Raw genomic sequence first — 22224 nt, 5'->3', positions numbered from 1 at the left:
GACTTGAACCAATGGTGAAGTCAATGGTGGCGGGGGAGTAGCGATGGGCACGCTGGTGACGGGCACCGAGATCCTGGGCACGTTGACGGTCGGCGAGGTGGCTCGGGAGCCGACCGACTGGCAGGAGGTGCACGACCGGCTGACCGCCGAGGCCGAGCGGCGCATCCGCGAGCTGCACGCCGCACTCGACGACATCGGCTCGGGCCGCCGTCTCTGCGACCTCTGAACCACCCTGCCGCCACCGCCGGCCCTTCAACGGGCGAGCGGCCCGTCGTACAGGCACTGCCTGCACGACGGGCCGCTCAGGACCCGCGAACGAGAGGAACCTCAGTCGTCGTTGGCGATGGTGCCGGTACCCAGAGGGTCAGCCAGCCGCAGGCCGGGCACGCCGGCCACCAGCAGCGTGAGCTTCTCGTCCGACTCCCGCTTGCGATCACCACGCACAGTCACCGGGAAGGCCACCGACGTCTGCCCGGCGGCCAACACCTTGCAGCCGACGTACGGCTCGTAGTCCGAGCCCGCGTCAGCCGTGGTGCCGTACGTGGCGGCGCAGAGCAGCACCGACTGGGACAACGGCCGGGACACGGTGGCGATGAAGGTGAGCTGCCGGGTGCCCTTGTCGCCCTCGACCACCGTCGTGTCGGCGACGGTCAGCGATGCCCGGGACCGGAACCGGGCCACCTGCGGGTCGTGGTCGCTGGAACCGCGCGACCCGTCGCCGGTGAACTCCGCCGGCCAGTCGGCGTTGATGTGCGCCGCCCGCACCTGCACCAGGTCGTCGTAGAGCGCGTCGTTGACGAACAGGTGGTCGAGTGTCTGTGCCTGCCCCTCGAAGCTGTACGAGTAGGCCGACGCCGGCACGTCCGCGACCAGGTTGTCCCACAGGTTGTGCAGGCCCGCCTCGTAGAGCGGGGCCAACTGGTCCGACGGGGTGGGCTGGCTACCTGTCGCGATGGGGTCGTCCGGGCGGGGGAAGACGTTCAGGTCCCCGCCGTAGACCACCCGGGCGGTCTGGTCGGCCGCCTCGATGGCGGTGACGATCGCCGCGCCGTACCGCGCCTGCTCCCGCCGCTGCCCGACCCGGCTGTCCGGGCCGGAGGAGTAGTGGTTGCTGAGCGCGTACAGGGTGAACCGCTCGGACGAGCCGGGTGCCGCGGCCACATTGAACTTGCCCAACTGGGGAGCCCGGGTGAAGACGTTGTTGCCGTCCCGGCCGGTCGAGGTGTCCACGTCCGACGGAAGCACCGCGTTGAGTGCCTTCGGGTTCTGCACGTCGGCGTTGGCGGGCAGCCCCGGAGCCCGGTACTGGACGGTCGGTGCCGAGCCGAGCAACGGGTCGCTCGCCGTCGCGGCCGCCAGCGACAACCGGTCGGTGCGGTACAGGAACGCGGCGGTGATGCCGCGCGCGTCCGCGCCGGTCCGGTCGTAGGCAGCGGCGTACGCCGGCCCGCCGGCCGCCGCCACCGCGAGCGCCAACTCCTGGATGCTGTCCGGAGCGCCGTCGGCGTTGTTGGTGTCGCCGCAGGCCAGCGCAGCCCCGGAGACCGTGCAGATGTCCTGGTCCTCGGCCTCCTGCACCAGGATCAGGTCCGGTGCGTGCAGATCCTTGACGATCTGGTCGGCGAGCGCTGCCAGTTGCTCGCGGTAGTCCGCCGCACTGCTCGGCACGTAGTCGAAGGGCGGGTCCACACCCGGGCAGCCCGCGTTACCGGTGAAGTCACAGCCGTCGAACGGGTCGTCCCGGTAGTCGTACAGGTTCTCCACGTTGTAGGTGGCGACCGCCACCTCCTGCGACCGGTCGGCCGGCTTCGGCGGGTTGTTCTTCGACGGGTCGGCCCCCGCGTCGAACTCCGCCCGCTCGACCTGGACGCCGTACTTCTCGAACGAGTAGTAGACCGCGCCCACCGCGTCCGCGCGCAGCGTGTCGAAGGTGTGCACCGGTGGGAGCAGCGCGGTGCTGTCCCCGGCGGTGGCCTTCACGCCCATGCTGCCGAGCAGCACCCGCTGGCCGTTGCCGTCGTCGAAGCGGCGGGTCGGGTCGTTGTCCAGCGGGTGCGAATCACGGAAGACCCGCCGGGTGTACGGGTCGACGCGGTCCAGCAGCGGGTCGTCCCGGTCGACCACCCACAGCTCGGCGTCGGCGGTGGACGAGAAGACGTCCCGGCCGCTCACCGCGCCGCTGCCCGCACGTACCCGCAGCCGGGTGCCCTCGTGCCGCTCCCAGAAACGCTGCGCGTCGGTCAGCTCGGCCGGTGGCACCGCGTCGGTCACCGCGACCGCGGTGTCCACGGCCAGGCCGCTGGCGATCCGGCGGACCAGCGAGGCGCCGGAGAGCTGGGTGAGGTTGAAGTACTCCGACACCCGGGCCCGGAGCACGACCTCGTCGCCGACCGTGGGGACGTAGCCGCCGATCAGCGAGGTGAACGTGCCCATGAACACGAAGATGCCGTCGGAGCTGGTCGGGTCGCCGTCGGTGTCGCCGGTCCGGCTCTGCAGGAAGAAGCCGTGCTGCTCCGCCCCGGCCGAGGTGCGGGCCAGGGTCAACTGGGTGATCACGCCGCGTACGTCGTACAGCGTGCTGCTCGTGCCGTTGCCGCTCGCCGGTGCGAGCGGCGACCGGTCGGTCGGACCGGACTCGGCGCCGGTGGTCGGGCCCTGCACCTCGCCGACGGTCAACTCTCGGGTCACCTGCACGGCCAGCGCGCAGGTGGCGGTGCCGCCGCCCGCGTCGGTCGCGGTGACGGTGACGGTGTACGCCCCGGCGGAGAGGTCGGCGCTCGCGCCGACCGTGGCGCGGGCGGTGCCACCCACGCCCTCGGCGGGGGTGAACGCGCTGCGGGTGATCGAGCCGGTGGCCGGTGCCGGGCTCACCGCGGTCACCGCCAGGTCGACGATCGTGTCATCGGGGTCGGTGGCGGTGACCTCCCGGGTCGCCGCCGTGCCGACGGCGGTGACCAGCGGACCGCCACAGGTCAGCGTGGCCGGCGCGTCGACCGGCCCGCCGCCGTCCACGGTGTGCGTACCGAGCCCGTCGAAGGTGTCGACCGGGAAGCCGGCCCACTGCGTCGCGGGGTCGAACGCGTCCGACGGGTCGGTGTCGCCAGCGGCCACGGTGGGCAGCCGGCGCAGCGTGTTGTCCGCGGTGCTGGTGGCACCGGCACCCCACTCGGTGCCCGGGTCGACGCCCACCTGACCGATCGAGTCGAGCACGGTGGTGCCCCGGCGCAGCACGACAACGTCGTCACCGTTGAACAGGCTCGCCCCGGTGGTCTGATCGGCCTGGGCGAGAACGGCGGCCCCGGCCGAGGCGCTGGCGAACACGAACGCGTCACCGGCGGCCACGCTCCCGGTCAGCGCGATCGTGGTGGCCGTGGTGGAGCCGTTGAAGTAGAGCTGGAGTTGGTAGCCACCGGCGGTGAGGTCGACCGGGGCGCCAGTGCCGTTGAACAGTTCGATCGCCTTGTTGTTCGACGAACCTTCGACGTACTCCGAGATGAACAGGTCGGTGGGCGCGGCGCTGGCCGCGGTGGGTGCGACGCCGAGAGCCGTGACGGTCACGGCGGCGGTGGCGGTCGCGAGCGCGGCGATTGTGCGGCGCGGGCGCATAGGGCCTCCACGATGGGTGGATGGGGTCAACGCACGTTAAGGTGCGCAACTGTCCACCGTCCATCCCCTGATGGACGGTTTCGTGAATTCCTCAGCGTGGCGGATCGAGGCGGTGCACCAGCTCGGCGACGTCGACGCTGTATTCGCACCAGTCCCGGTCGGGCCGGTAGCCCAGCTCCGCGTTGACCTTCAGCATCGCCTCGTTGGCCTGCGCGTTCCAGGTCTGCACCTCGATCAGCTCCGACTCGGCGGAGCGCAGCTCCAGCAGCATCCTGGCCTTGATCGCCCGGTCGATGCCGTAGCCCCGGTGGTCCTGCGCGACGATCGTGTCGTACTGGTCGGCGCGGGTCGGGTGCTGCGCCGGCACCACCACCTCGGTCAGGCCGGCCACTTCACCGCTCTGCTCGTGTCGGGCGAGCACGATGTACGGTTTCATGCCCCGCCGGTGCAGGGTGTCGAGGCTGTCGCGCAGCCGCTCCGGGTCGTAGGAGCTGGGGCGCAGCTCGCCGTCGTCGACGTCACGTACCTCGGCCTTGGCCCGCGCGTACGCCTCGATCAGGTCATCCGGTGGCCCGCCGGGGAAGAACTCCAGGTGGTAGCCCGCCCCGATGCCGGTGGCCATCTCGGCCAGCTCGGCCCAGTCGACCGAGGTCAGGTCGAGCACGCTGCGCGTCTCCACGTATTCCCGGATGAAGCCGAGCGACTCGTAGAACCCGACGGCGGGCGTGTCGCCGACCACCTCGACCCCGATCGACCGGAAGCCCTCCTGGTAGACCCGACGGGCGGCACGCAACACCAGGTCACGACCGAGGCCGCCGCGCCGCACGGACGGGTGCACCAGCACCTCGAGCACGCCGATGTCGCCGAGGAGCAGCACGTGAACCTGGCCGAGCACCGCACCCGGGTCACCGGGGGCGGTCGGCTCGGCCTGAGCGATCCAGGAGATCCGCCGCTCGCCGGGCATCACCTCAGCGAGGTATTCCCGCAGCGAGGTCTCCCGCCACGGCGGGTCCTGCGGCAGATCGGCCGCCAATACCGCGTTCAGCGTGGCCAGCAGCGACGCGATCTCGGCGGACGACGCGGTCCTGGGGTCCCACTCGCGCACCATCACCCGTCTAGCTTGCCGCTAACAGCTGCCCGGGGGAAGTGTCCAGTTCTCCAACGTATCCGGACGATCACTTCACGAACGACTGGCCCGTCCGTACCGGTTTGCGGTGTCGTAGACGTCCTGGGCGTACCGCCGTACGTCGTTGTAGGAGAGGATCGCGTTCCACCAGTCGCCCGGAATGCTCAGGTTCCGGCCACCCTTGCAGAGGTAGTTTCCCGCTGCCAGGGCGGCGTCGTCCAGGTCGTGCGGGTCCTTGCGGCCGTCGTTGTCGGCGTCCGCGCCGATCTCCTGCCAGGTGGTCGGGATGAACTGCATCGGCCCGATCGCACGGTCGAGGACCCTGTCCCCGTCCAGCTCCCCACGGTCGGTGTCGATGATCCGCATCCGACCCTCCTTGCCGTCCAAGGGCAGCCCGATGATGTTGGGCAGTGCCTTGCCGTCCTGCCCCAACCGCGCGCCGTTGGCCGAGCCGTGTCCTGATTCGACCTGACCGATCGCGGCCAGGGTGGTCCAGCTCAGGGCGCAACTGCGGTTGGTTTGCGTGAGCACCAGCTCGGCGTATCCGTACGCCTGCATGGCGGTAGCCGGGATGCCGACCTTGGCGCCGACCTGCTGAGCCCAGCCGGCCAGGGCGTCCGACGGCCGCCCCCCGGTCACCGGCCCGACGGCAGGCCCGGTCGGCAGACCGTAGGTGGGTAGCCCGCCACTGGGCAGCGGGCCGGTCGGGATCGGCCCGGTGGGCAGCGGGCCGGTGGGAAGGCCGGACGGCACCGCCGGTGGTGCGGCCGCCGTCGGCGGGGCGGACGAGTCGGCCGCGACCGTGCGGGGTGCGCGGATCGTGGCGGGCACGAGCAGCGCGCCGGCGGCGGCGGTCGCGGCCACCAGCGCCAGCAGGAAGACACCAGGCAGGGTGAGCCGGCCGCTCGGCCGACGAGCCCAGGCGCGGGTCGCGCGGGCGGCGGAGGCTGCCGCCCGGCGCGGTGGCAGTCGTACCGCGTGCGCGAACGGCATGCGCCGTCGCCGGGTGGGGGCGTCGGGCGCCGGTACGACGGCCACCCCGTCCACAAGGGTCTTCGTCAGACCCGCGACCTCGGCCTTGGCGTCTTCGGCCTTCGGGTCTTCGGCCTTCGGGTCTTCGGCCTTGGCGTCCTCGACCTTCGGGTCCTCGGCCTTGGTGTCGTCGACCTTTGGGCCTTCGGCCTTGGCGTCGGCGGTCGGGGACGACTCGGACTTGCCGGGGCTGCTCTCGTCGGTGGCGTTCGCGTCCGTGCCGGACCCGGCGGGATCGGTCGGGGTCGCTGCCGCGGTCGGCGTGTTCCCGGATCGGCCGCTCAGCCATGGTCGGCGTGGGCGGGGCACCGCGCGCACCGGATCGGGCGCTGCCCCCGAGCCCTCGAGTGGCCCGTCCAGCGGCGCGGCCGGTCGTAACGGTTGCACACGCGTGTCGTCCTCGCCGTCCACCACCCGTCGAGTATCACCCATACTCCGCCAGACGTCAGATCCACGTACCCTGGTGGCATGCCCCGGTACGAGTTCCGCTGCCGCGCCTGCGGCGACACCTTCGAGGTCAACCGTTCCATGGCGGCGGCGGGCGATCCCGCCACCTGCCCACAGGGACACGCCGACACGGTCAAACTGCTCTCCGCGGTCGCGGTCACCGGCCGGGGTGGGGCCACCGGTGGTGCCCCGGCGCCCGCCGGCGGTGGGTGCTGCGGCGGCGCCTGCGGCTGCTGATCGGGCCAATTCGCCGCCGCCTGGTGAACTGGCCTTGCCGGGAGCGGGTCCGAGTGGCACCTTGAGGCGGCACCTGCCCGGCCGTTCTCACGATGTGTGACCTCTCGGACTCAGGCAGCATGAACCCGACGTCACGGGCGGAGGTTCCACGCATGTCGCCACGGATCCAGCTCCCGAGCGGTTGGGTGACCTTCGTGTTCACCGATATCGAGGGCTCGACCCGGCTGGCTCAGCTGCTCGGCCCGGACTACCGCCCGGTGCTCGCCGAGCACCGACGGCTGCTGCGCCGGACGCTGGCCAGCACGGGTGGCGCGGAGTTGCTGACCGAAGGCGACTCGTTCTTTCTGGCCTTCGAGGACGCGGCGGCGGCGCTGACCGCGTGCCTGACCGCCCAGCGCGCGTTGGCCAACCACGACTGGCCCACCACAGAAGCGGCGCCCCGGGTGCGGATGGGCCTGCACACCGGCTACGCCGAGCCGCGCGACGGCGAGTACGCCAGTCCCGAGGTGCACCGGGCCGCCCGGGTGGCCGCCGCCGCGCACGGCGGGCAGGTGCTCTGTTCGGCGTCCACCGCACGTCGGGCCGAGCCGTTGCCACCCGGTGCGACCCTGCTCGACCTGGGCCTGCACCGGTTGCGCGGCTTCGACGACCGGGAACGACTGTTTCAACTGCTCGCGCCGGGGCTGGAGCGGCAGTTCCCCCGGCCCCGCACCGCCGACGCGGTGGCGCACAACCTGCCGACCCAGGTGACCTCGTTCGTCGGCCGGCAGGCCGAGCGCGTCGAGCTGGGCCTGTTGGTGGAACAGCACCGCCTGGTCACCGTGCTGGGCGCGGGCGGCGCGGGCAAGACCCGGCTCGCGGTGGAGTTGGCCAGCGGGGTGGTCGAGGCGTACCCGGACGGGGTCTGGTTCGTCGACATCGCCGCGGTGACCGACCCGGGGCTGGTGGCGTTCGCGATCGCCGCGGTGCTCGGCCTGCGACCCGAGCCGGGCCGGCCGATGCTGGACACTCTGGTCGAGTACGCGGCCGGCCGCCGCATGCTGGTCGTGTTGGACACCTGCGACACGCAGCCGGCCGCCTGTGCTGAGGTGATCGCCCGACTGCTCTCCGGCGGGGGCGGTGTGCGGGTGCTGGCAACCAGTCGCGAGTCGTTCAGCCTGCCCGGCGAGGTGGTGTGGCGGATCCCGCCGCTCTCGGTCGACCCACGGGCGGACGGCACCGAAAGCGACGCGGTGGCGCTACTGCTGGACCGTACGGCGGCGGCGCGCGGCGGCCGGCAGCCGGATCCGGCCGAGTCAGCCGATCTGCGCCGGGTGGTGCAGCGGCTGGATGGGTTGCCGCTTGCCATCGAGCTGGCCGCCGCCCGGCTGCGGGTGCTCTCTGTCGGTCAGCTCGCCGAGCGACTCGACGATGTGCTCGGCACATTGGACGCAGGCCGGGAGGACCCGGAGCCGCCGCCGGTGGAGCGGGGTTGGTCCGGCAACCAGCAGGACACCGTGGACCTGGTCGCTGCGGCGGCCGGGGCGCCGCCGCCCACTCCGGCGAGCAGGGCCGTGCAGCGTTCGGCCACCGAACGGCACGTGACCATGCAGGCCACCGTCACCTGGTCGTACCGGACGCTGGGGCCACGGGCCGCCCGCCTGCTGCGGTGGCTGTCGGTCTTCGCCGGGCCGGTGGACCTGGCGACGGTGGAGTGGCTGCTGGGTGACGACCCGCTGGATCCGCTCTCGGTGCTGGTGGACAAGTCGATGGTGCTGGCCGAGCCGCGTGCCTCCGGCAGCACCTACCGGATGCTCGACCCGATCCGGGCGTACGCGGCGCGCCGGTTGGTCGAGGCGGGTGAGGAGCAGGCCGCCCGGGACCGGCACGTGGCCTGGTCGGCGCATGCGCTGGACCGGGCACACCTGGGCCAGGACGGTCGGCCGGTGACGCTGTCGCTGTACGCCCTCGACCCCCTGGCCGGGGAGTTGCGTGCCGCGCTGCGCTGGTGCGCCACCGGGGGCAGCGCCCGCGCTGGTCTCGGCCTGGCTGGTGGCCTGGACCAGTGGTGGCTTGAGCGGGGCCTGGCCCGGGAGGGGCGGCTGTGGCTGTTCCGGTTGTACGGGCGGATCGCCGAGACGGGCGAGCGGATCCCGGAGGCGGAGCTGGCGGCGGCCTACCACATGCACTCGCTGCACGCGGGTGCGGACGGCGAGTTCGCCGAGGAGTTGCGCTACTCCCAGCGGGCGGAGGCGGCCGCCCGCCAGGCCGGTGATGCCGGGCTGCTGGCCCGGGTGCTCGCCGGCCGGGCCGCGCCGCTGGTGGACATGGGGCAGTTCGTCGAGGCCGAGCGGGTGTGTCGGGAGGTCATCGACTGGGCGCACGGGCAGGACGTGGTCGGCGAAGCGCTGTTCGCGGTGTTCAGCCTGGCCGAGCTGCTCTGGCGGCGGGGTGCCCTGGAGGAGGCGGCGGATCTGCTGGGGGCGGTCCGTCCGGTGGAGGCGGCCCGGCCGGTGGAGCGGGGCCGGCGTTCGGTGGACATGCTTCTCGGGATGGTCGCGCTGGCCCGGGGTGACGTGATCGCCGCACACGAGCACCTGCTTGTCGCGCTGCGTTCCCGGATGGGCCACGGCTACCACGGCCGCGCGTGCGACACGTTGAACGCGGTCGCGGTCCGCTGCGCGATCGGTGGGGACCGGTTGACCGCCGCCCGCCTGTTCGGGGCGGCGCAGGCCACCCGGGCGAGCATGCGAGCGACCCCGGGCATCTACGGCGGCTACTGGGCCGACCAGCAGGCGGAGTTGCGCGCGGTGCTGGGCGACGCGGCTTTCGACGACGCGTACGGCGAGGGTGCCGAGTTGGGGCTGGACGAGGCCGCGGCGCTGGCACTGGACGTGGAACACCCGGACCTGGCGGCCGATTCGACCCGCTTCAGCACCGGCCTGTCCCAGCCAACCCCCCGCCGCCCCGCCGACCCAGACCGCCAACCAGCCACCCGAACCGAACGCGCCTGACCCCCACCCACCCCACCCCCGACGGCCTTGTTGACCAAGAGGTTTGCGTCAGGAAACGGGCTCCCGGTGACCGAAACCTCTTGATCAACGCGGCCGGAGGGTGGGGGTGGGGGGTGGGGGTGGGGGTTAGGCGCGGGCGGCGGCGCGGCGTTCGGCGTCGGCCTTCATGCGGGCGGCGCGGTCGATGTCGGCCTGCTGCACGGCTGCCACCGAACCGAAGATGCTGACCGCCTGGTAGTAGGTCCAGGCCAGGCTGTAGCAGGCCGGCCGGACGATGGTGTTGTACGTGGCGCAGACGCGCTTCAGGTCCTCGTAGAAGGCGCTGTCCAGTCGGGACTTGTTGGCGGAGAACTGGCCGACCGCCTTGTAGTTGCGGTAGCCGAAGTCGTGCCGGTAGCAGCCCAGGTTGAAGGTGAACCCGAGCGGGTTGTCCGGGCTCGACGAGCAGTAGTCGGTGGACCAGTTGAAGTTGTACTCGACCCAGGGTGCCCGGTTGAGCCGGGCGCTGTTCCAGGAGCTGTAGCTGGACGCACTGGTCTGGGTCCAGCTGGAGAGCACCGACAGCCGCTGTTCGGGGGTGACGGCAGCGGCGGCGGGGGAGGCGACGGCGAGGGTGGCGAGCAGCGCGAGCGCGCCCGAGGTGAGCAGGGTGGCGAGACGTCGGGGCACAGGTGACCTCCGCGGGTGAGCGGGCGGGACTTAAGTTACCGGCGGGTTACCGGATGTTGATGAGTCTCGATCAACTGATCAACCGCGCGGTATGTGCTGCGCCAACTATTGGTGACATACGTCGAAACAGACGAATGCCCCGGGCGCGCAGGGCACCCGGGGCAATCGGTGAGGGTCGGACGGACCGTCAGCGCAGGACGAAGGCCGGCGGGCTCGTCGGGCTCTCGTTGGCCGACCGGTCCAGCGCGGTGAGCTGGTAGGTGTACCGCCGGCCGGGCTCGGCCGACGTGTCCACCCAGGACTGGGCGTCGCCGGAGGTGGACCGGACGGTGCCGACCAGGTGCGCCGCGTCCGCGGTGCCGCACCGGCCAGGCGGCGTGGTGCCGTCGAACCGGTAGATCGCGTACGAGGTGGCGGTGCCGAACGGGCCGGCGCCGTTGGCCGGCTGATGCCAGGTCAGTCGGACCCCGTCGCCGTTCCGGACGGCCTCGGTGACCACCGGGAAGAGCAGCGGCTTGGCCGGCAGGTGTGGCATGGCCGGCACCAGCGCCGGACGGGAGTAGTGCTCGGCGGCGTAGATGTCGGTGGCGCCGAGCCGGTTGGCCCGCACCTGGACGGCCGAGAAGTGCACGTTGCCCTGCACCCCCGGGTGCGCACGGTTCAGCGTCAGGTGGTCGGAAAGCTCACTCGGGTTCTGCCAGAACGGCCCGTACGCCGGGTCGCCGCTCTTGTAGTCGGCCTGACCGATGTAGAGCTGCACGCGGGTGCCGCGCACCGTCTCGGCCCACCACGGCACCAGCCGCGCGTAGTCGGCCGCCGGGTACTGGCCGATGTGCCAGTAGAGCTGCGGCACCACGTAGTCGATCCACTCCTGCTTGACCCACCTGCGGGTGTCGGCGGAGATGATGTCGTACGACTGGCTGCCGGTGGTGTCCGAGCCGAGCGGATCGGCGGCCTTGTTGCGCCAGATGCCGAACGGACTGACCCCGAACTTCACCCACGGCTTCGCCGCCTTGATCTTGCCGTTCATCTCCTGGATCAACAGGTTGATGTTGTCCCGCCGCCAGTCCGCCCGGTTGGTGAAACCCCGGCTGTACGCCGCGAACGTGGCGTCGTCCGGCACCTGGTGGGTGCCGCTCGGGTATGGGTAGAAGTAGTCGTCGAAGTGCACGCCGTCGATGTCGTAGCGGCGGACCGCGTCCATCATCGCGGTCTGTACGAACTCGCGGACCTCGGGAATGCCGGGGTTGTAGTAGAGCCGGCTGCCGGCCACGCCGGCCGGCGGGTAGGCGAAGGTCCAGTCCGGGTGCTGCCGGGCCGGGTGGCCGGGGGCGAGCTGGGTGGCGTCCGCCCCGGCGCCACCGGGGGCCGGCATGGAGACGCGGTACGGGTTGAACCAGGCGTGGAACTCCAGGTTGCGCCGGTGCGCCTCCTCGACGAGGAAGGCCAGCGGGTCCCAGCCCGGGTCCTGACCACGGACGCCGGTCAGGTACTCCGACCAGGGCTCGTACGGCGAGGGCCAGAGCGCGTCGGCGGTCGGCCGGACCTGCACGACGACGGCGTTGTGGTGCAGCCGCTGGGCGAGGTCGAGCAGTTCCCGGTACTCGGCCTGCTGGGCGGCGACCTGGTCCGGCCTGGTCTGGGACGCCTTGCTGGGCCAGTCGATGTTGACCACCGACGAGATCCACATGGCCCGGAACTGCCGTTTCGGGGTGGCCGGGTCGGTGGCGCAGGTGGTGGTCGTGGTGGTGGCCGCGCTGGGCGCGGCGCTGGCGGGGGTGGTGGTGACGAGCGTGCCGAGCAGGGCTGCGACCAGCCCGGCGGCTCCGAGCCGAGTTGCCTTCATGCGGTGTGTCCCTTCGTTGGGGCTCCCGGGTGTCCGGCGCGGCACGCCGGCAAGATTCGCCGTCGGCTATCTGCCGCTGGTAGGAAATTTTCACACCTCGACGGTTCCCGCAAGGGTTCACGCCGCCCGATTCGATGGCCGGATGTCGGGTCCCCGCCGAGCCGATCGTCGAGGTCACCGAGAGTGATGAAGATCGCATCTGATGTCACCGTGCGTACGGGCGGTTGGCGGCTCTCGCCGGTGGGTAGCAACGCCGGTCACCGGCCGCTTCGGTGGCGGTCACACGGTGAAAGGGGTGAACGCGGTGTCCGTGCTGCGTACCAAACCGATCAGGGACGTGATAGCCCAGAGCGAGACGGACGGCGACGACGGTCGGCCCGGGCTGAAGAAGCGGCTCGGCGCGGTCGACCTCACCGGCTTCGGCATCGGGATCGTGATCGGCACCGGCATCTTCACGCTCACCGGGATCGAGGCCAGGGACAGCGCCGGACCCGGCGTGGTGATCTCCTTCGCCATCGCTGGCGTGGTGGCCCTGCTCGCCGCGCTCTGCTACGCCGAGTTGGCCTCCAGCGTGCCGACCGCTGGCAGCGCCTACACCTACGCGTACGCCACGATGGGCGAGATCGTCGCCTGGATCATCGGCTGGGACCTGCTGCTGGAGTTCGCGCTCGGCGCCGCCGTGGTGGCCCGCGGTTGGTCCGGCTACCTCGCGGAACTGCTCGACCTACCGACCCGGTGGTTCGGCGAGGAGGGCAGCACGGTCAACGTCGGTGCCATCGCCATCGTGCTGATCCTCGGCGTCGTGGCGATCGTCGGCATCCGGGAGTCCGCTCGGATCACCAACCTGCTGGTGCTGGTCAAGGTGGCCATCTGCGTCTTCGTGGTGATGGCTGGCCTGTTCTTCGTCAGGGCCGCAAACCTCACCCCGTTCATCCCGCCGACCGAGCCCGCGGGCAGCGGCGACGACGGCATCAAGCAACCGGTCACCCAGGTTCTCTTCGGGCTGGAACCGTCGGTCTTCGGCTTCGTCGGAGTGCTCAGCGCCGCCGCCGTGGTCTTCTTCGCGTACACCGGCTTCGAGGCGGTGGCGAACCTGGGTGAGGAGACGAGGAAGCCCAAGCGGGACCTCACCCTCGGTCTGCTCGGCACGCTGCTGATCTCCACGGTGCTCTACATCGGCGTCTCGCTGGTGGTGGTCGGGATGGTGCCGTACACCGAGATCGACCGGGGCGCCCCGATCGCGTCGGCCTTCGAGGCGGTCGGCGCCGGCTGGGCTGCCGTGCTGGTCTCCATCGCCGCGGTCGCAGGTCTGACCAGTGTCATCCTGGTCGACCTGGTGGCCATGGGTCGGGTCGGCTTCGCCATCGCCCGGGACGGGTTGATCCCGCCCTCGATCGCGAAGGTGCACCCACGCTGGGGCACCCCGTACCGGATCTCGGCGATCATGACGGTGGGGGTGGCGCTGCTGGCTGGCTTCCTGCCGCTGTCCGCGTTGGCCGACCTGGTCAGCATCGGCGCGCTCTGTGCGTTCGTGCTGGTCTCGGTGGCGGTGCCGATCCTGCGCCGCAAGCGTCCTGACCTGGAGCGGCCGTTCCGGGTCCCGTTCTCGCCGGTGCTGCCGATCGTCTCGGCGCTGGCCTGCTTCTACCTGATGCTCAACCTGTCGGTGGAGACCTGGCTGCGGTTCCTGGCCTGGATGCTGCTCGGCGCCTTGATCTACTTCGGCTACGGCTACCGCCGCAACCGGCTGGCCCGCCACGAACCGGCGGTTGCCCCGGCTCCCCGCGAGCCGAGCGTCTGACCGATGTGCGGAGGGGTCGAGCGCCCCTCCGCACGATCAGCTCAGGGGCGGGGCTGGGGCGTGGCGGTCGGGCCCTTGACGACCGGCTTGCCGTCGACCCAGGTCACCTCGTCGAGCCAGACCTGCCGACCGGGGTCGGTGCTGCCCTCCTGACCGGGCGGCCAGGCGTGGTAGAGCAGCCAGGTCCGGCCGTCCTTGACCACCATCGAGGCGTGGCCAGGGCCCGAGGCGGCCTCGTTGCTCTTCAGGATCGGGTTCTCGGCGGCCTTCACACAGGGCCCGGTCGGGCTCTCGCAGACCGCGTAGCCCTCGGCGTACTCCGCCCGGTCGTAGGCGTTGGCCGCGAAGAAGAGCAGCAACCGACCGTCCTGGCGGTGGAAGAACGGCCCCTCGATCAGGGTGCCCTCCCACGGCTCGGTCTGCTTGAGCAGCTTCGTCGGCTCGCCGAGCAGGGTCAGGCCGTCCTCGGCGAGGCGCTGCGACCAGAGCCAGGTGTCCACCCCGATGGCGTTGCCGTCGTTCTTCCACAGCAGCCAGAGGCTGCCGTCGGTGTCGCGGAACGGGCCGGCGTCGATCGCCCCGCCCAGCTCGGCCTGGCAGATCAGCGGGCCGGCCGCGTCGTCCCGGTACGGCCCCTGCGGCGCGCCGGCCACCGCCCGCCCGACGCACTGCCGCCCGGATTCCCGGCCCGCGACCGTGTAGTAGAGCACGAACCGGTCCGGTGCCAGCTGGATCGCCTCCGGCGCCCAGGTCTTGCCGGCGTCCGCCCAGTCCGGCAGTGCCGGCAGGGCGTCCCCGGCCTCGGTCCAGTCGACCAGGTCGGTGGAGGTCAGCACCGGGACGTTGCGGCTCCCGGAGTTGGTGTGGAACAGGTACCAGGTGTCGCCGACCCGGATCGCCTGCGGGTCCGGGGCGTCGGTCTGCACGACCGGGTTGGTGATCATGCTGGGGTCGCTCCCGCTGCTCGTCGTGGGGGTGGGTTCGGTGTCGTCGGCGCAGCCCGAAACGAGCAGCGCGGCGGCGATGATGATCGCCGCCGCGCCGCCGCGCCAGGTCGTTGTGGGGGTCACCCCTTCAGGCCGCTGCGGGAGACGCCCTGGATGATGTGCCGCTGCGCCAGGACGAAGAGGATCAGCACCGGCAGGCTGGCCAGCACCGCGCCCGCCATGATCACCGGGTAGTCGGTGACGTACGAGCCCTGGAGCAGGCCGAGACCCGGCGGTAGGGTGAGCTTCTCCGGGCTGAACAGCACGAAGATCGGCCAGAGGAAGTCGTTCCAGTTGGTGAGGAACGACAGCACGGCCAGGGTGGCCAGCGCCGGCTTGGACAGCGGCAGCACCACCTTGAAGAAGATCTGCCACTGGTTGGCGCCGTCCAGCGTGGCGGCCTCCTCCAACTCGTTCGGCAGGGACAGGAAGAACTGCCGTAGGAAGAAGACCCCGAACGCGCTGGCCGCGCCGGGCACCACCACCACGGCCAGGGTGTCGATCCAGTTGAGCTGGTCGACGATCAGGAAGTTCGGGATGATCAGCGAGGTCGGCGGGATGAACAGCGTCCCGACGATCAGCGCGAAGGTCACCCCGCGTCCGCGGAACCGCAGCCGGGCCAGGGAGTACGCCGCCATCGAGGCGGTCACCAGCACCAGCAGCGAATGCAGCGTGGCGGCCACCATGCTGTTGAGGAACCAGCGCAGCACCGGGTTCGCCGAGTTGTTGAGGATCTGCTCGTAGCCGTAGCCCGCGAGCGGGTTCGGCAGCCAGCTCGGCGGGATCTGCTGGGCGGCGGTGTAGGTCTTCAGCGAGGTGATGACCATCCACACCAGCGGAATCAGGAAGATCAGGGCCAGCGCCACGAGGGTGGCGTAGAGCACGACCCGGCTCCCGGTACCGGAACCGCGGGTGGTCGGCGTGGGCGTCGTCATGGCGGTCCCCTCAGTCTTCCTTGTAGCGGAAGAGGCGGAAGTTGGCGATGCTCACGACGGCCAGCATCAGGGCGAACATGATGCTCATCGCGGCGGCCCGACCGGCGTTGTTGTTCCGCAGGCCCTCCTCGACGATGAACCACACCACCGTGCGGGTCTCCGTACCGGGCGTCCCCTGGGTGATCAGGAACGACTGGCCGAACATGTTCGCCGAGGCGAGCACGGTCGTGGTGATCACGAAGAGCAGCACGGGACGCAGACCGGGCAGGGTGACGTTGCGGAACCGCTGCCATGCGCTGGCGCCGTCCATCCGGGCCGCCTCGTACAGCTCCGGCGAGATGTCCTGAAGACCGGCCAGGTAGATCACCGCGTTGAAGCCGGAGGTCCACCAGACGGTCACTCCGACCAGGGAGATCCACGCCCACGGCATGTTGGTCACCCAGGGGGTGTCCGACGGCAGCCCGACCACCCCGAGGAGCCGGTTGACCAGACCCAGGTTGGCGTCGAGCAGGAACCGCCAGAGCAGGCCGATCACCGCGACACCCAGCACGTACGGCGCGAAGTAGACCGCCCGGAAGAAGGTCCGGCCCGGGAAGGAGCGGTTGAGCAGCAGCGCCAGCCCGAGCGGTACGACCACCAGCAGTGGCACCGACAGCACCGTGAAGATGGCGGTGGCCCGGACGCTCTGCCACCAGTCGCCGTAGACGGCGGAGTCGCTGGAGAAGAGCTGCTTGTAGTTGTCCAACCCGACGAACGGCCGGTTGGGCAGTTGGAAGTCCCACTGGTGCACGCTCAGCCAGAGGCCGAGGATGATCGGCAACAGGCCGAAGACCCCGAACAGGACCAGATAGGGGGCAAGGAACAGGTATGGCGTCGCCCGTCTGGTCCGACCCGCCGAGGCGGCCCGGCGGGCTGCGTTGGCCGCCGGGGGCGGCGCGTCACCGCGCGCCGCCCCGACCTCGATCACGTCCGCCACTGGCTATCAGCTCCCGTACTTCTTGCGGTTGTCCTCGAGCTGCTTGTTGGCCTTGGCCACGCCCTCGTCGAGCGCCTCCTTGGGCGTCTTCTTGCCCAGCGCAGCCACGTTGAACGTGTCGTAGAAGGTCTTGATGACCTCGCCGAGGCCCGGAGTCGCCGGCGGGAACGCCGCGTACTCCAGCTCGGGGGCGAGCGCCGAGATCTCCGGCAGCGCCTTGAACTCGGCGCTCTCACGGACCGCCTTGCGGGCCGGGATCTGGCCGCCCTTGGCCCAGTCCAGCGAGTGCTGGCTCAGCCAGTTGATGAAGACCTTCGCGCCGGAGACCTTGTTGGCGTTGGTGGCCCGCTGCTTCACGATGGTGAAGTTGTGCGAGTTGGCCCAGGCCGCCGGCTTGCTGCCGATCTGGGGAAGCGGCGCGACGCCCCACTGCACCTCGGGGCTCTTCTTCAGATCGTTGATCTGCCAGATGCCGTTGAAGGTGAAGGCGTTCTTGCCGCTCTTGAACGCCAGGTACTCGGCGTCCTGACCGACGTTGGCCGGCGAGTGGCCCTGCTTGATCATGTCGACCAGCCAGGTGCACGCCTCGACGGCCGGGTCGGAGTTGAACGTCGCCTTGGTCACCTCGGCGTCGAACAGGGTGCCGCCCCACTGGTTGAGCAGGGAGTAGAACGTCATGCCGCCGGTGAACTGGAACGGGCTGACCCAGAAGCCCTGCACGCCGGCCTTCTTGAACTCGCCCAGCGCCGCCGTGAAGTCGTCCTTGGTGGTCGGCGGCTTGTTCGGGTCCAGGCCGGCCTTCTGCATGACGGCCTTGTTGTAGTAGAAGCCCAGCGGGTGCATGTCCAGCGGAATGCCGTACCGCTTGTTGTTGTAGAGCCCGCCCTTCCAGACGGTCGGAGCGAAGTCCGCCTCGGAGAGCTCCAGGTTCTTGGCCACGTCGTCCAGCTCGGTGATCACGCCGCGGGCGGCGAAGGTGGCGAGCTGGTCCATGTGCATGACCGCGATGTCCGGACCATTGCCGCTGGAGGCCGCACCGGGGAGCTTGTTGTAGTAGTCCTCCCACTGGTACGTGGCCACCGAGACGGCGATGTTCTTGTTCTCGGTGTTGAACTGGTTCACCAGAGCCTTGAAGATGTCGCCATCACCGCCGGTGAAGCCGTTCCACAGCTTCAGGTCCACCTTGGGGCCGGTGTACTCCTTGCCACCGTTGCCGGCGGCCGGCCCGGAGGCGGTGTCATCGCCGCCGCCGCAGCCCGCGAGGGTCAGCGAGGCTGCGGCGCCGAGTCCGAGACCGAGGCCGAGCAGGCGGCGCCGGCTCATGTCGTTCTGGATCATGCGTATCTCTCCTTGGAGGGGGACGGAATGAATTGTGCCTGCTCAAACCCGGTGCGACATCAGGCGCTGATCGGGGCGAAGCGCAGCACGCTCCAGGACACGGCGGGCAGGCGCACGGTGCACCGGCCGCCGTCGGGGGTGGGGGTGGGCAGTTCCCGCGGCGTCACCCGGTCGGGCTCGGCCTCGGTGTTCGTCGCCGACGGGTCGGACCCGGCAGCGATGCTCTGGAAGGACAGACCGGACATGCCGGGCAGGCCGCGCAGGTCGATCTCCAGCGGGAGGTCCGTCTCGCCGCGGTTGACCGCGAAGACGGTCAGCTCGCCGGTCTCCTCGTCGTGCACGGCGACGGTGTCGAGCACCGGCACGTCCCCGTACTTCTTCGTCTCGTAGCGCGGCGACACCGGGTCGGTGCGCAGCACGGTGCCCCGGGCGTACCGGGCGGTCAGCGCGAACGGGTGGAAGATGCTCTGCCGCCAGGCGGGGCCGCCGTTGCGGGTGCGGATCGGCGCGATCACGTTCGCCAGCTGGGCCTGTGCGGCCACACCGACCCGGTCCGCGTGGCGCAGCAGGGTGATCAGCAGGTCGCCGACGACCACCGCGTCGACGGCGGTGAAGTCGTCCTCGATCAGCGCCGGGGCCTCGACCCAACCGCGCCGGTCCAGGTCAGCCTGGAGGCGGGACTCGTACCAGACGTTCCACTCGTCGAAGGAGATCTTCAGCTTGCGCTTGTGCCGCTGCTTGGCGGCGACGTGGTCGGCGGTCGCGACGACCTCGGTGATGAAGTTGTCCATGTCGACGGCGGAGGCCAGGATGCTGGCCTGGTCGCCGTCGGACGGGTCGTAGTAGGTGTGCGCCGAGATGTAGTCGACGTGCTCGTAGGTGTGCTCCAGCACGGTCGCCTCCCACGAGGCGAACGTGGGCATCCGCCGGTTGGAGCTGCCGCAGGCGATCAGGCTGATCGAGGGGTCGATCATCTTCATGGCGCGGGCGGCCTCGGCGGCGAGGCGGCCGTACTCGTCGGCGGTCTTGTGGCCGACCTGCCACGGGCCGTCCATCTCGTTGCCCAGGCACCACAGCCGCACCCCGTACGGGTCCTCCGCGCCGTGCTTGCGCCGCAGGTCGGAGAGCTCGGTGCCGCCCGGGTGGTTGGCGTACTCCAACAGGTCCAGTGCCTCCTGGACCCCGCGCGTGCCGAGGTTGACCGCCATCATCGGCTCGACACCGGCCTCGGCGGCCCAGGTCATGAACTCGTCCAGCCCGAACGCGTTGGTCTCGATCGTCTTCCAGGCCAGGTCGAGCCGGCGCGGCCGGTTGCCGACCGGGCCGACCCCGTCCTCCCAGCGGTAGCCGGAGACGAAGTTGCCGCCCGGGTAGCGGACCACCGAGACGCCCAGTTCACGGGTCAGCTCCAGCACGTCGCGGCGCAGGCCGCGGGAGTCGGCGCTGGGGTGGCCGGGCTCGTAGATGCCGCCGTAGACGCACCGCCCCATGTGCTCGACGAAGGAGCCGAAGAGGCGTCGGTCGGCCGGGCCGATGGAGAAGGCCGGGTCGATCGTCAGCTGCGCGGTCCGCAAGGGTTCCACCTTTCCTCATTGCCGGTGCCGGGTGACCGCAGTCACCGTTCACCCGGTGTCCATCGTTTCTACAACGTTGTAGGCAACGTTGTAAAGGGCTGCTGACGCGGTAGGGTGCGGAGTGTTACATCGGGGAGGTTGCGGAGTGCGACACAGGCTCAAAGACGTGGCCGAAAGGGCCGGCGTGTCGGTTAAGACCGTCTCCAACGTCGTGAACGGCTACGTGCACGTTCGACCGGACACCCGGGCCCGGGTCGAGGAGGCGATCGCCGAGCTCAACTACCGGCCCAATCTCTCGGCGCGCCACCTGCGCAAGGGCCGCACCGGCGTGATCGCGCTGGCCGTGCCGGAACTCGACATTCCGTACTTCGCCGAGCTGGCCCGCTACGTGGTCACCGCTGCCGCCGAGTACGGCTGGACGGTGCTGATCGACCAGACCGGCGGTCGGCGCGAGCAGGAGCGGGTGGTCGCCTCCGGCATCACCGACCACCTGATCGACGGGCTCATCTTCAGCCCGTTGGCGCTCACCGCGGAGGACCTGGCCGGCCTGGACGGCACCCCCATGGTGCTGCTCGGAGAACGGGTCGAACACGGCCCGGCCGATCGCGTGATGATCGACAACGTGGCAGCGGCCCGGGAGATCACCAACCACCTGATCCAGCTCGGCCACCGCCGGATCGCGGCGATCGGCTCGCAGCGCACCGACGAGGGCGCCAGCGCCCGACTGCGACTGGCCGGCTACGCCGACGCGCTGCGCGCCGCCGGGCTCGACTACGACGACGCCCTGGTGGCGCCCGCGTCGGCCTGGCATCGCGCCGACGGCGCCGCCGCCATGCGGGGCCTGCTCACCTCCGGCGTACGCCCCGACGCCGTCTTCTGTTTCAACGACACGCTCGCCCTCGGTGCCCTGCGTGCCCTGCACGAGGCCGGCCTGCGGGTGCCCGAGGAGGTGGCGGTGGTCGGCTTCGACGACATCGAGGACGGGCGCTTCTCCATCCCCACCCTGAGCACCGTCGCCCCGGACAAGGAGCAGATCGCCCGTCTGGCCGTCGAGCTCCTGGCCAACCGCCTGGACGGCGACCGCACCGCCCCCGCCCGTGAGCTCTCCGCCCCCTACCGCCTAGAACTCCGCGAATCCACCCAAACCCCCTAACCCCCACCCCCATTCTCATCCCCACCCCCATCCCCCACCCTCCGCCCCTCACCTGCCCCGGTGATCAAGAGGTTTGCGTCATGGAGAACGCGATTTCTGACGCAAACCTCTTGATCACCGGACCGGATGGACGGGCGAACCGGGCGTACCGGGTGGGGTGGGGGTGGGGTGGGTGGGTGGGGGTTAGTCGAAGAAGCGGGCCAGGTGGGACTTTGGTGCCGGGTCGGCATCGGGTGGGAGTGGGGTCAGGTCGGCGAAGATCGAGGCACCGTCGCAGCCGGCGTGCAGTGGGTACCACCGCGGGGTGCCCGGCGGCCGGAGCTGGCAGATCCCCTTGAACGTCTGCACGTCCATCAGCCGGACGTGGGTCGGGTCGGCCACCGCGTTCACATGCCCCCACCAGGGGCTCATCACGTGCAGCACCCCACCCGGGCGGAGCACCCGGTGGCACTCGTCCACCAGCGGCAGGAAGTCGATCAGGTGCTCCAGGATGTGCACCGCGAAGAGGACGTCCACCGAGTCGTCGGCCAGCGGTAGCGAGCCGGAGAGGTCCGCCACCGCGTCCACACCCGGAGCCGGGTAGATGTCCAGCCCCAGGTTGCTCGACCACTGCTTGGTCGGCCCGCAGCCGAGGTCCACCACCACCGGTTCCCGCCCGCCGACGCCAACCCGGCACCAGACGCCGTAGACCCCGGCCAGCCGCCCCACCAGGTCCCGTACCAGCCGTAACTCGGCGGGTTCGGCGACGTCCCCGCTCAGATGGGCCACTCCCCGGTCGAACCGCACCTCGACCGCGAGGTCCCGCAGCCGGTCATCGTGCCGGACCTGGTCCGCCCATGCCTGGGTGAGGAAATCGTCGATCGCCCGCAGCCGGTCGGCCGAGGGTGGAGTCTGCGCCAAAGCGACCATTCGGGCCACCTCCCGCCGCGCGATACCCGCATTCGCACCCGATATGCCCCGCTCGTCGGCCGCGCCTGCGGGTCGGCGTGCCGCGCGGTCGGCGTGTCGCAGTCCTCGGGGCAGGACCGTATCGAGCCTGATACCTCAGAGTCATAAAAATGCCGGTGAGGTATCGGGCTCAACTGCGACCTGTGCCCGGCGGCGCTGGAACGAGCCAGCGCCCCGGCGGTCGGAGCCGACAGCCCCCGGAGCCGGCGCCCTGGCCGGGCCGGAGAGAGCCGGAACCGGCGGAGGTCAGCCGGAGAGGGTGCGGCGGCCACCACGCATCCGCTGGCGGGGTGGCGGAGCGGCGGGCTTGGGCCGCTTGAGGTGGTAGCGGTGCAGTTCGTTGTTGCCGGGCAGGGATGGATCCTCGCTCATGGCGACCAACTCCCACCCCTGGTCGCCGGCCCGGTTCAGATGGGCCAGGGCCGTGTCGCCGTACAGCGTCACGTCGACCATCGAGCCGTCCGGGCCGTACCAGACGAAGACGACCTCCCAGCCGAGGTCGTTGGTCGCCGCCTGGCGGCGACGGACCAGCAGGGCGTACTCCCACTTGAGCATGG

The 22224-nt window shown here is 70.9% G+C and carries 17 protein-coding genes; 5 read left to right on the top strand and 12 right to left on the bottom strand.

Translation table 11 applies throughout. The features are described 5' to 3' along the window. Positions 1–43 precede the first annotated feature (43 nt). Entirely contained in the window at positions 44–226 is a 183-nt protein-coding gene (locus tag ACQEUX_RS24655; protein ID WP_433052782.1) for a hypothetical protein, read from the top strand. 101 nt (positions 227–327) lie between these two features. Here the strand turns inward: ACQEUX_RS24655 and ACQEUX_RS24650 are convergent, their stop codons facing one another. From ACQEUX_RS24650 to ACQEUX_RS24640, 3 genes are all read right to left on the bottom strand, one after another. After that, the gene (locus ACQEUX_RS24650) at positions 328–3606 is read right to left on the bottom strand and encodes a lamin tail domain-containing protein (protein WP_433052779.1); all 3279 of its coding nucleotides are present in this window, start codon (positions 3604–3606) and stop codon (positions 328–330) included. Between the two features lie 91 nt (positions 3607–3697). Next, the gene (locus ACQEUX_RS24645; RefSeq protein ID WP_433057105.1) at positions 3698–4714 is read right to left on the bottom strand and encodes a GNAT family N-acetyltransferase; all 1017 of its coding nucleotides are present in this window, start codon (positions 4712–4714) and stop codon (positions 3698–3700) included. Positions 4715–4786: 72 nt separating this feature from the next. Further along, the gene (locus tag ACQEUX_RS24640; protein WP_433052776.1) at positions 4787–6178 is read right to left on the bottom strand and encodes a lytic murein transglycosylase; all 1392 of its coding nucleotides are present in this window, start codon (positions 6176–6178) and stop codon (positions 4787–4789) included. 54 nt (positions 6179–6232) lie between these two features. Between ACQEUX_RS24640 and ACQEUX_RS24635 the strand changes: the two genes are divergently transcribed. Continuing rightward, the gene (locus ACQEUX_RS24635; protein WP_433052773.1) at positions 6233–6448 is read left to right on the top strand and encodes an FmdB family zinc ribbon protein; all 216 of its coding nucleotides are present in this window, start codon (positions 6233–6235) and stop codon (positions 6446–6448) included. Between the two features lie 152 nt (positions 6449–6600). Further along, a complete protein-coding gene (locus tag ACQEUX_RS24630; RefSeq protein ID WP_433052770.1) occupies positions 6601–9441 on the top strand; it encodes an ATP-binding protein in 2841 nt (946 codons plus the stop codon). 126 nt (positions 9442–9567) lie between these two features. Here ACQEUX_RS24630 and ACQEUX_RS24625 read toward each other — a convergent pair whose 3' ends face one another. Continuing rightward, positions 9568–10110 (bottom strand): phospholipase, encoded by a 543-nt coding sequence (locus ACQEUX_RS24625; RefSeq protein WP_433052767.1) that lies wholly within the window; start codon positions 10108–10110, stop codon positions 9568–9570. 187 nt (positions 10111–10297) lie between these two features. Next, entirely contained in the window at positions 10298–11956 is a 1659-nt protein-coding gene (locus tag ACQEUX_RS24620) for a glycoside hydrolase family 10 protein (RefSeq protein WP_433052764.1), read from the bottom strand. Positions 11957–12251: 295 nt separating this feature from the next. On the opposite strand from ACQEUX_RS24620, the gene ACQEUX_RS24615 reads away from it, so the two are divergent. Continuing rightward, positions 12252–13757: an amino acid permease gene (locus ACQEUX_RS24615; RefSeq protein WP_433052761.1), complete on the top strand. Its 1506-nt coding sequence runs from the start codon at positions 12252–12254 to the stop codon at positions 13755–13757. 41 nt (positions 13758–13798) lie between these two features. On the opposite strand, the gene ACQEUX_RS24610 is transcribed toward ACQEUX_RS24615, so the two are convergent. Genes ACQEUX_RS24610 through ACQEUX_RS24590 form a run of 5 tightly spaced genes read right to left on the bottom strand, consistent with a single transcriptional unit; the run spans position 13799 to position 19566 of the window. After that, positions 13799–14827: a glycoside hydrolase family 43 protein gene (locus ACQEUX_RS24610; protein WP_433052758.1), complete on the bottom strand. Its 1029-nt coding sequence runs from the start codon at positions 14825–14827 to the stop codon at positions 13799–13801. Continuing rightward, positions 14824–15678: a carbohydrate ABC transporter permease gene (locus tag ACQEUX_RS24605; RefSeq protein WP_433052755.1), complete on the bottom strand. Its 855-nt coding sequence runs from the start codon at positions 15676–15678 to the stop codon at positions 14824–14826. The genes ACQEUX_RS24610 and ACQEUX_RS24605 overlap by 4 nt, the downstream gene beginning before the upstream one ends. Positions 15679–15688: 10 nt before the next feature. Then, on the bottom strand, positions 15689–16654 hold the full coding sequence (locus ACQEUX_RS24600) for a carbohydrate ABC transporter permease (protein WP_433052752.1): 966 nt from the start codon (positions 16652–16654) through the stop codon (positions 15689–15691). Between the two features lie 6 nt (positions 16655–16660). Continuing rightward, a complete protein-coding gene (locus tag ACQEUX_RS24595) occupies positions 16661–17992 on the bottom strand; it encodes an ABC transporter substrate-binding protein (RefSeq protein ID WP_433052749.1) in 1332 nt (443 codons plus the stop codon). Between the two features lie 59 nt (positions 17993–18051). Continuing rightward, a complete protein-coding gene (locus ACQEUX_RS24590; RefSeq protein WP_433052746.1) occupies positions 18052–19566 on the bottom strand; it encodes an alpha-N-arabinofuranosidase in 1515 nt (504 codons plus the stop codon). Between the two features lie 145 nt (positions 19567–19711). Between ACQEUX_RS24590 and ACQEUX_RS24585 the strand changes: the two genes are divergently transcribed. Beyond that, positions 19712–20719 (top strand): LacI family DNA-binding transcriptional regulator, encoded by a 1008-nt coding sequence (locus ACQEUX_RS24585; protein ID WP_433052743.1) that lies wholly within the window; start codon positions 19712–19714, stop codon positions 20717–20719. A gap of 183 nt (positions 20720–20902) precedes the next feature. Here the strand turns inward: ACQEUX_RS24585 and ACQEUX_RS24580 are convergent, their stop codons facing one another. Beyond that, positions 20903–21628, bottom strand: coding sequence for a methyltransferase domain-containing protein (locus tag ACQEUX_RS24580; protein WP_433052740.1), 726 nt, complete (start codon positions 21626–21628; stop codon positions 20903–20905). A gap of 285 nt (positions 21629–21913) precedes the next feature. Continuing rightward, a complete protein-coding gene (locus tag ACQEUX_RS24575; RefSeq protein ID WP_433052737.1) occupies positions 21914–22222 on the bottom strand; it encodes a hypothetical protein in 309 nt (102 codons plus the stop codon). Positions 22223–22224 lie beyond the last annotated feature (2 nt).

The sequence above is a fragment of the Micromonospora sp. CA-259024 genome (genome assembly GCF_050936255.1).
Classification (GTDB): Bacteria; Actinomycetota; Actinomycetes; order Mycobacteriales; family Micromonosporaceae; genus Micromonospora.
This window is presented reverse-complemented; position numbering and strand designations above follow the sequence as displayed.

What these genes read in the sequence shown, in the direction of transcription:
- ACQEUX_RS24655 (WP_433052782.1), top strand. Translation starts at nt 44, where the DNA reads ATGGGCACGCTGGTGACGGGCACCGAGATCCTGGGCACGTTGACGGTC.
- ACQEUX_RS24650 (WP_433052779.1), bottom strand. Translation starts at nt 3,606, where the DNA reads ATGCGCCCGCGCCGCACAATCGCCGCGCTCGCGACCGCCACCGCCGCC.
- ACQEUX_RS24645 (WP_433057105.1), bottom strand. Translation starts at nt 4,714, where the DNA reads ATGGTGCGCGAGTGGGACCCCAGGACCGCGTCGTCCGCCGAGATCGCG.
- ACQEUX_RS24635 (WP_433052773.1), top strand. Translation starts at nt 6,233, where the DNA reads ATGCCCCGGTACGAGTTCCGCTGCCGCGCCTGCGGCGACACCTTCGAG.
- ACQEUX_RS24630 (WP_433052770.1), top strand. Translation starts at nt 6,601, where the DNA reads ATGTCGCCACGGATCCAGCTCCCGAGCGGTTGGGTGACCTTCGTGTTC.
- ACQEUX_RS24620 (WP_433052764.1), bottom strand. Translation starts at nt 11,956, where the DNA reads ATGAAGGCAACTCGGCTCGGAGCCGCCGGGCTGGTCGCAGCCCTGCTC.
- ACQEUX_RS24605 (WP_433052755.1), bottom strand. Translation starts at nt 15,678, where the DNA reads ATGACGACGCCCACGCCGACCACCCGCGGTTCCGGTACCGGGAGCCGG.
- ACQEUX_RS24595 (WP_433052749.1), bottom strand. Translation starts at nt 17,992, where the DNA reads ATGATCCAGAACGACATGAGCCGGCGCCGCCTGCTCGGCCTCGGTCTC.
- ACQEUX_RS24580 (WP_433052740.1), bottom strand. Translation starts at nt 21,628, where the DNA reads ATGGTCGCTTTGGCGCAGACTCCACCCTCGGCCGACCGGCTGCGGGCG.
- ACQEUX_RS24575 (WP_433052737.1), bottom strand. Translation starts at nt 22,222, where the DNA reads ATGCTCAAGTGGGAGTACGCCCTGCTGGTCCGTCGCCGCCAGGCGGCG.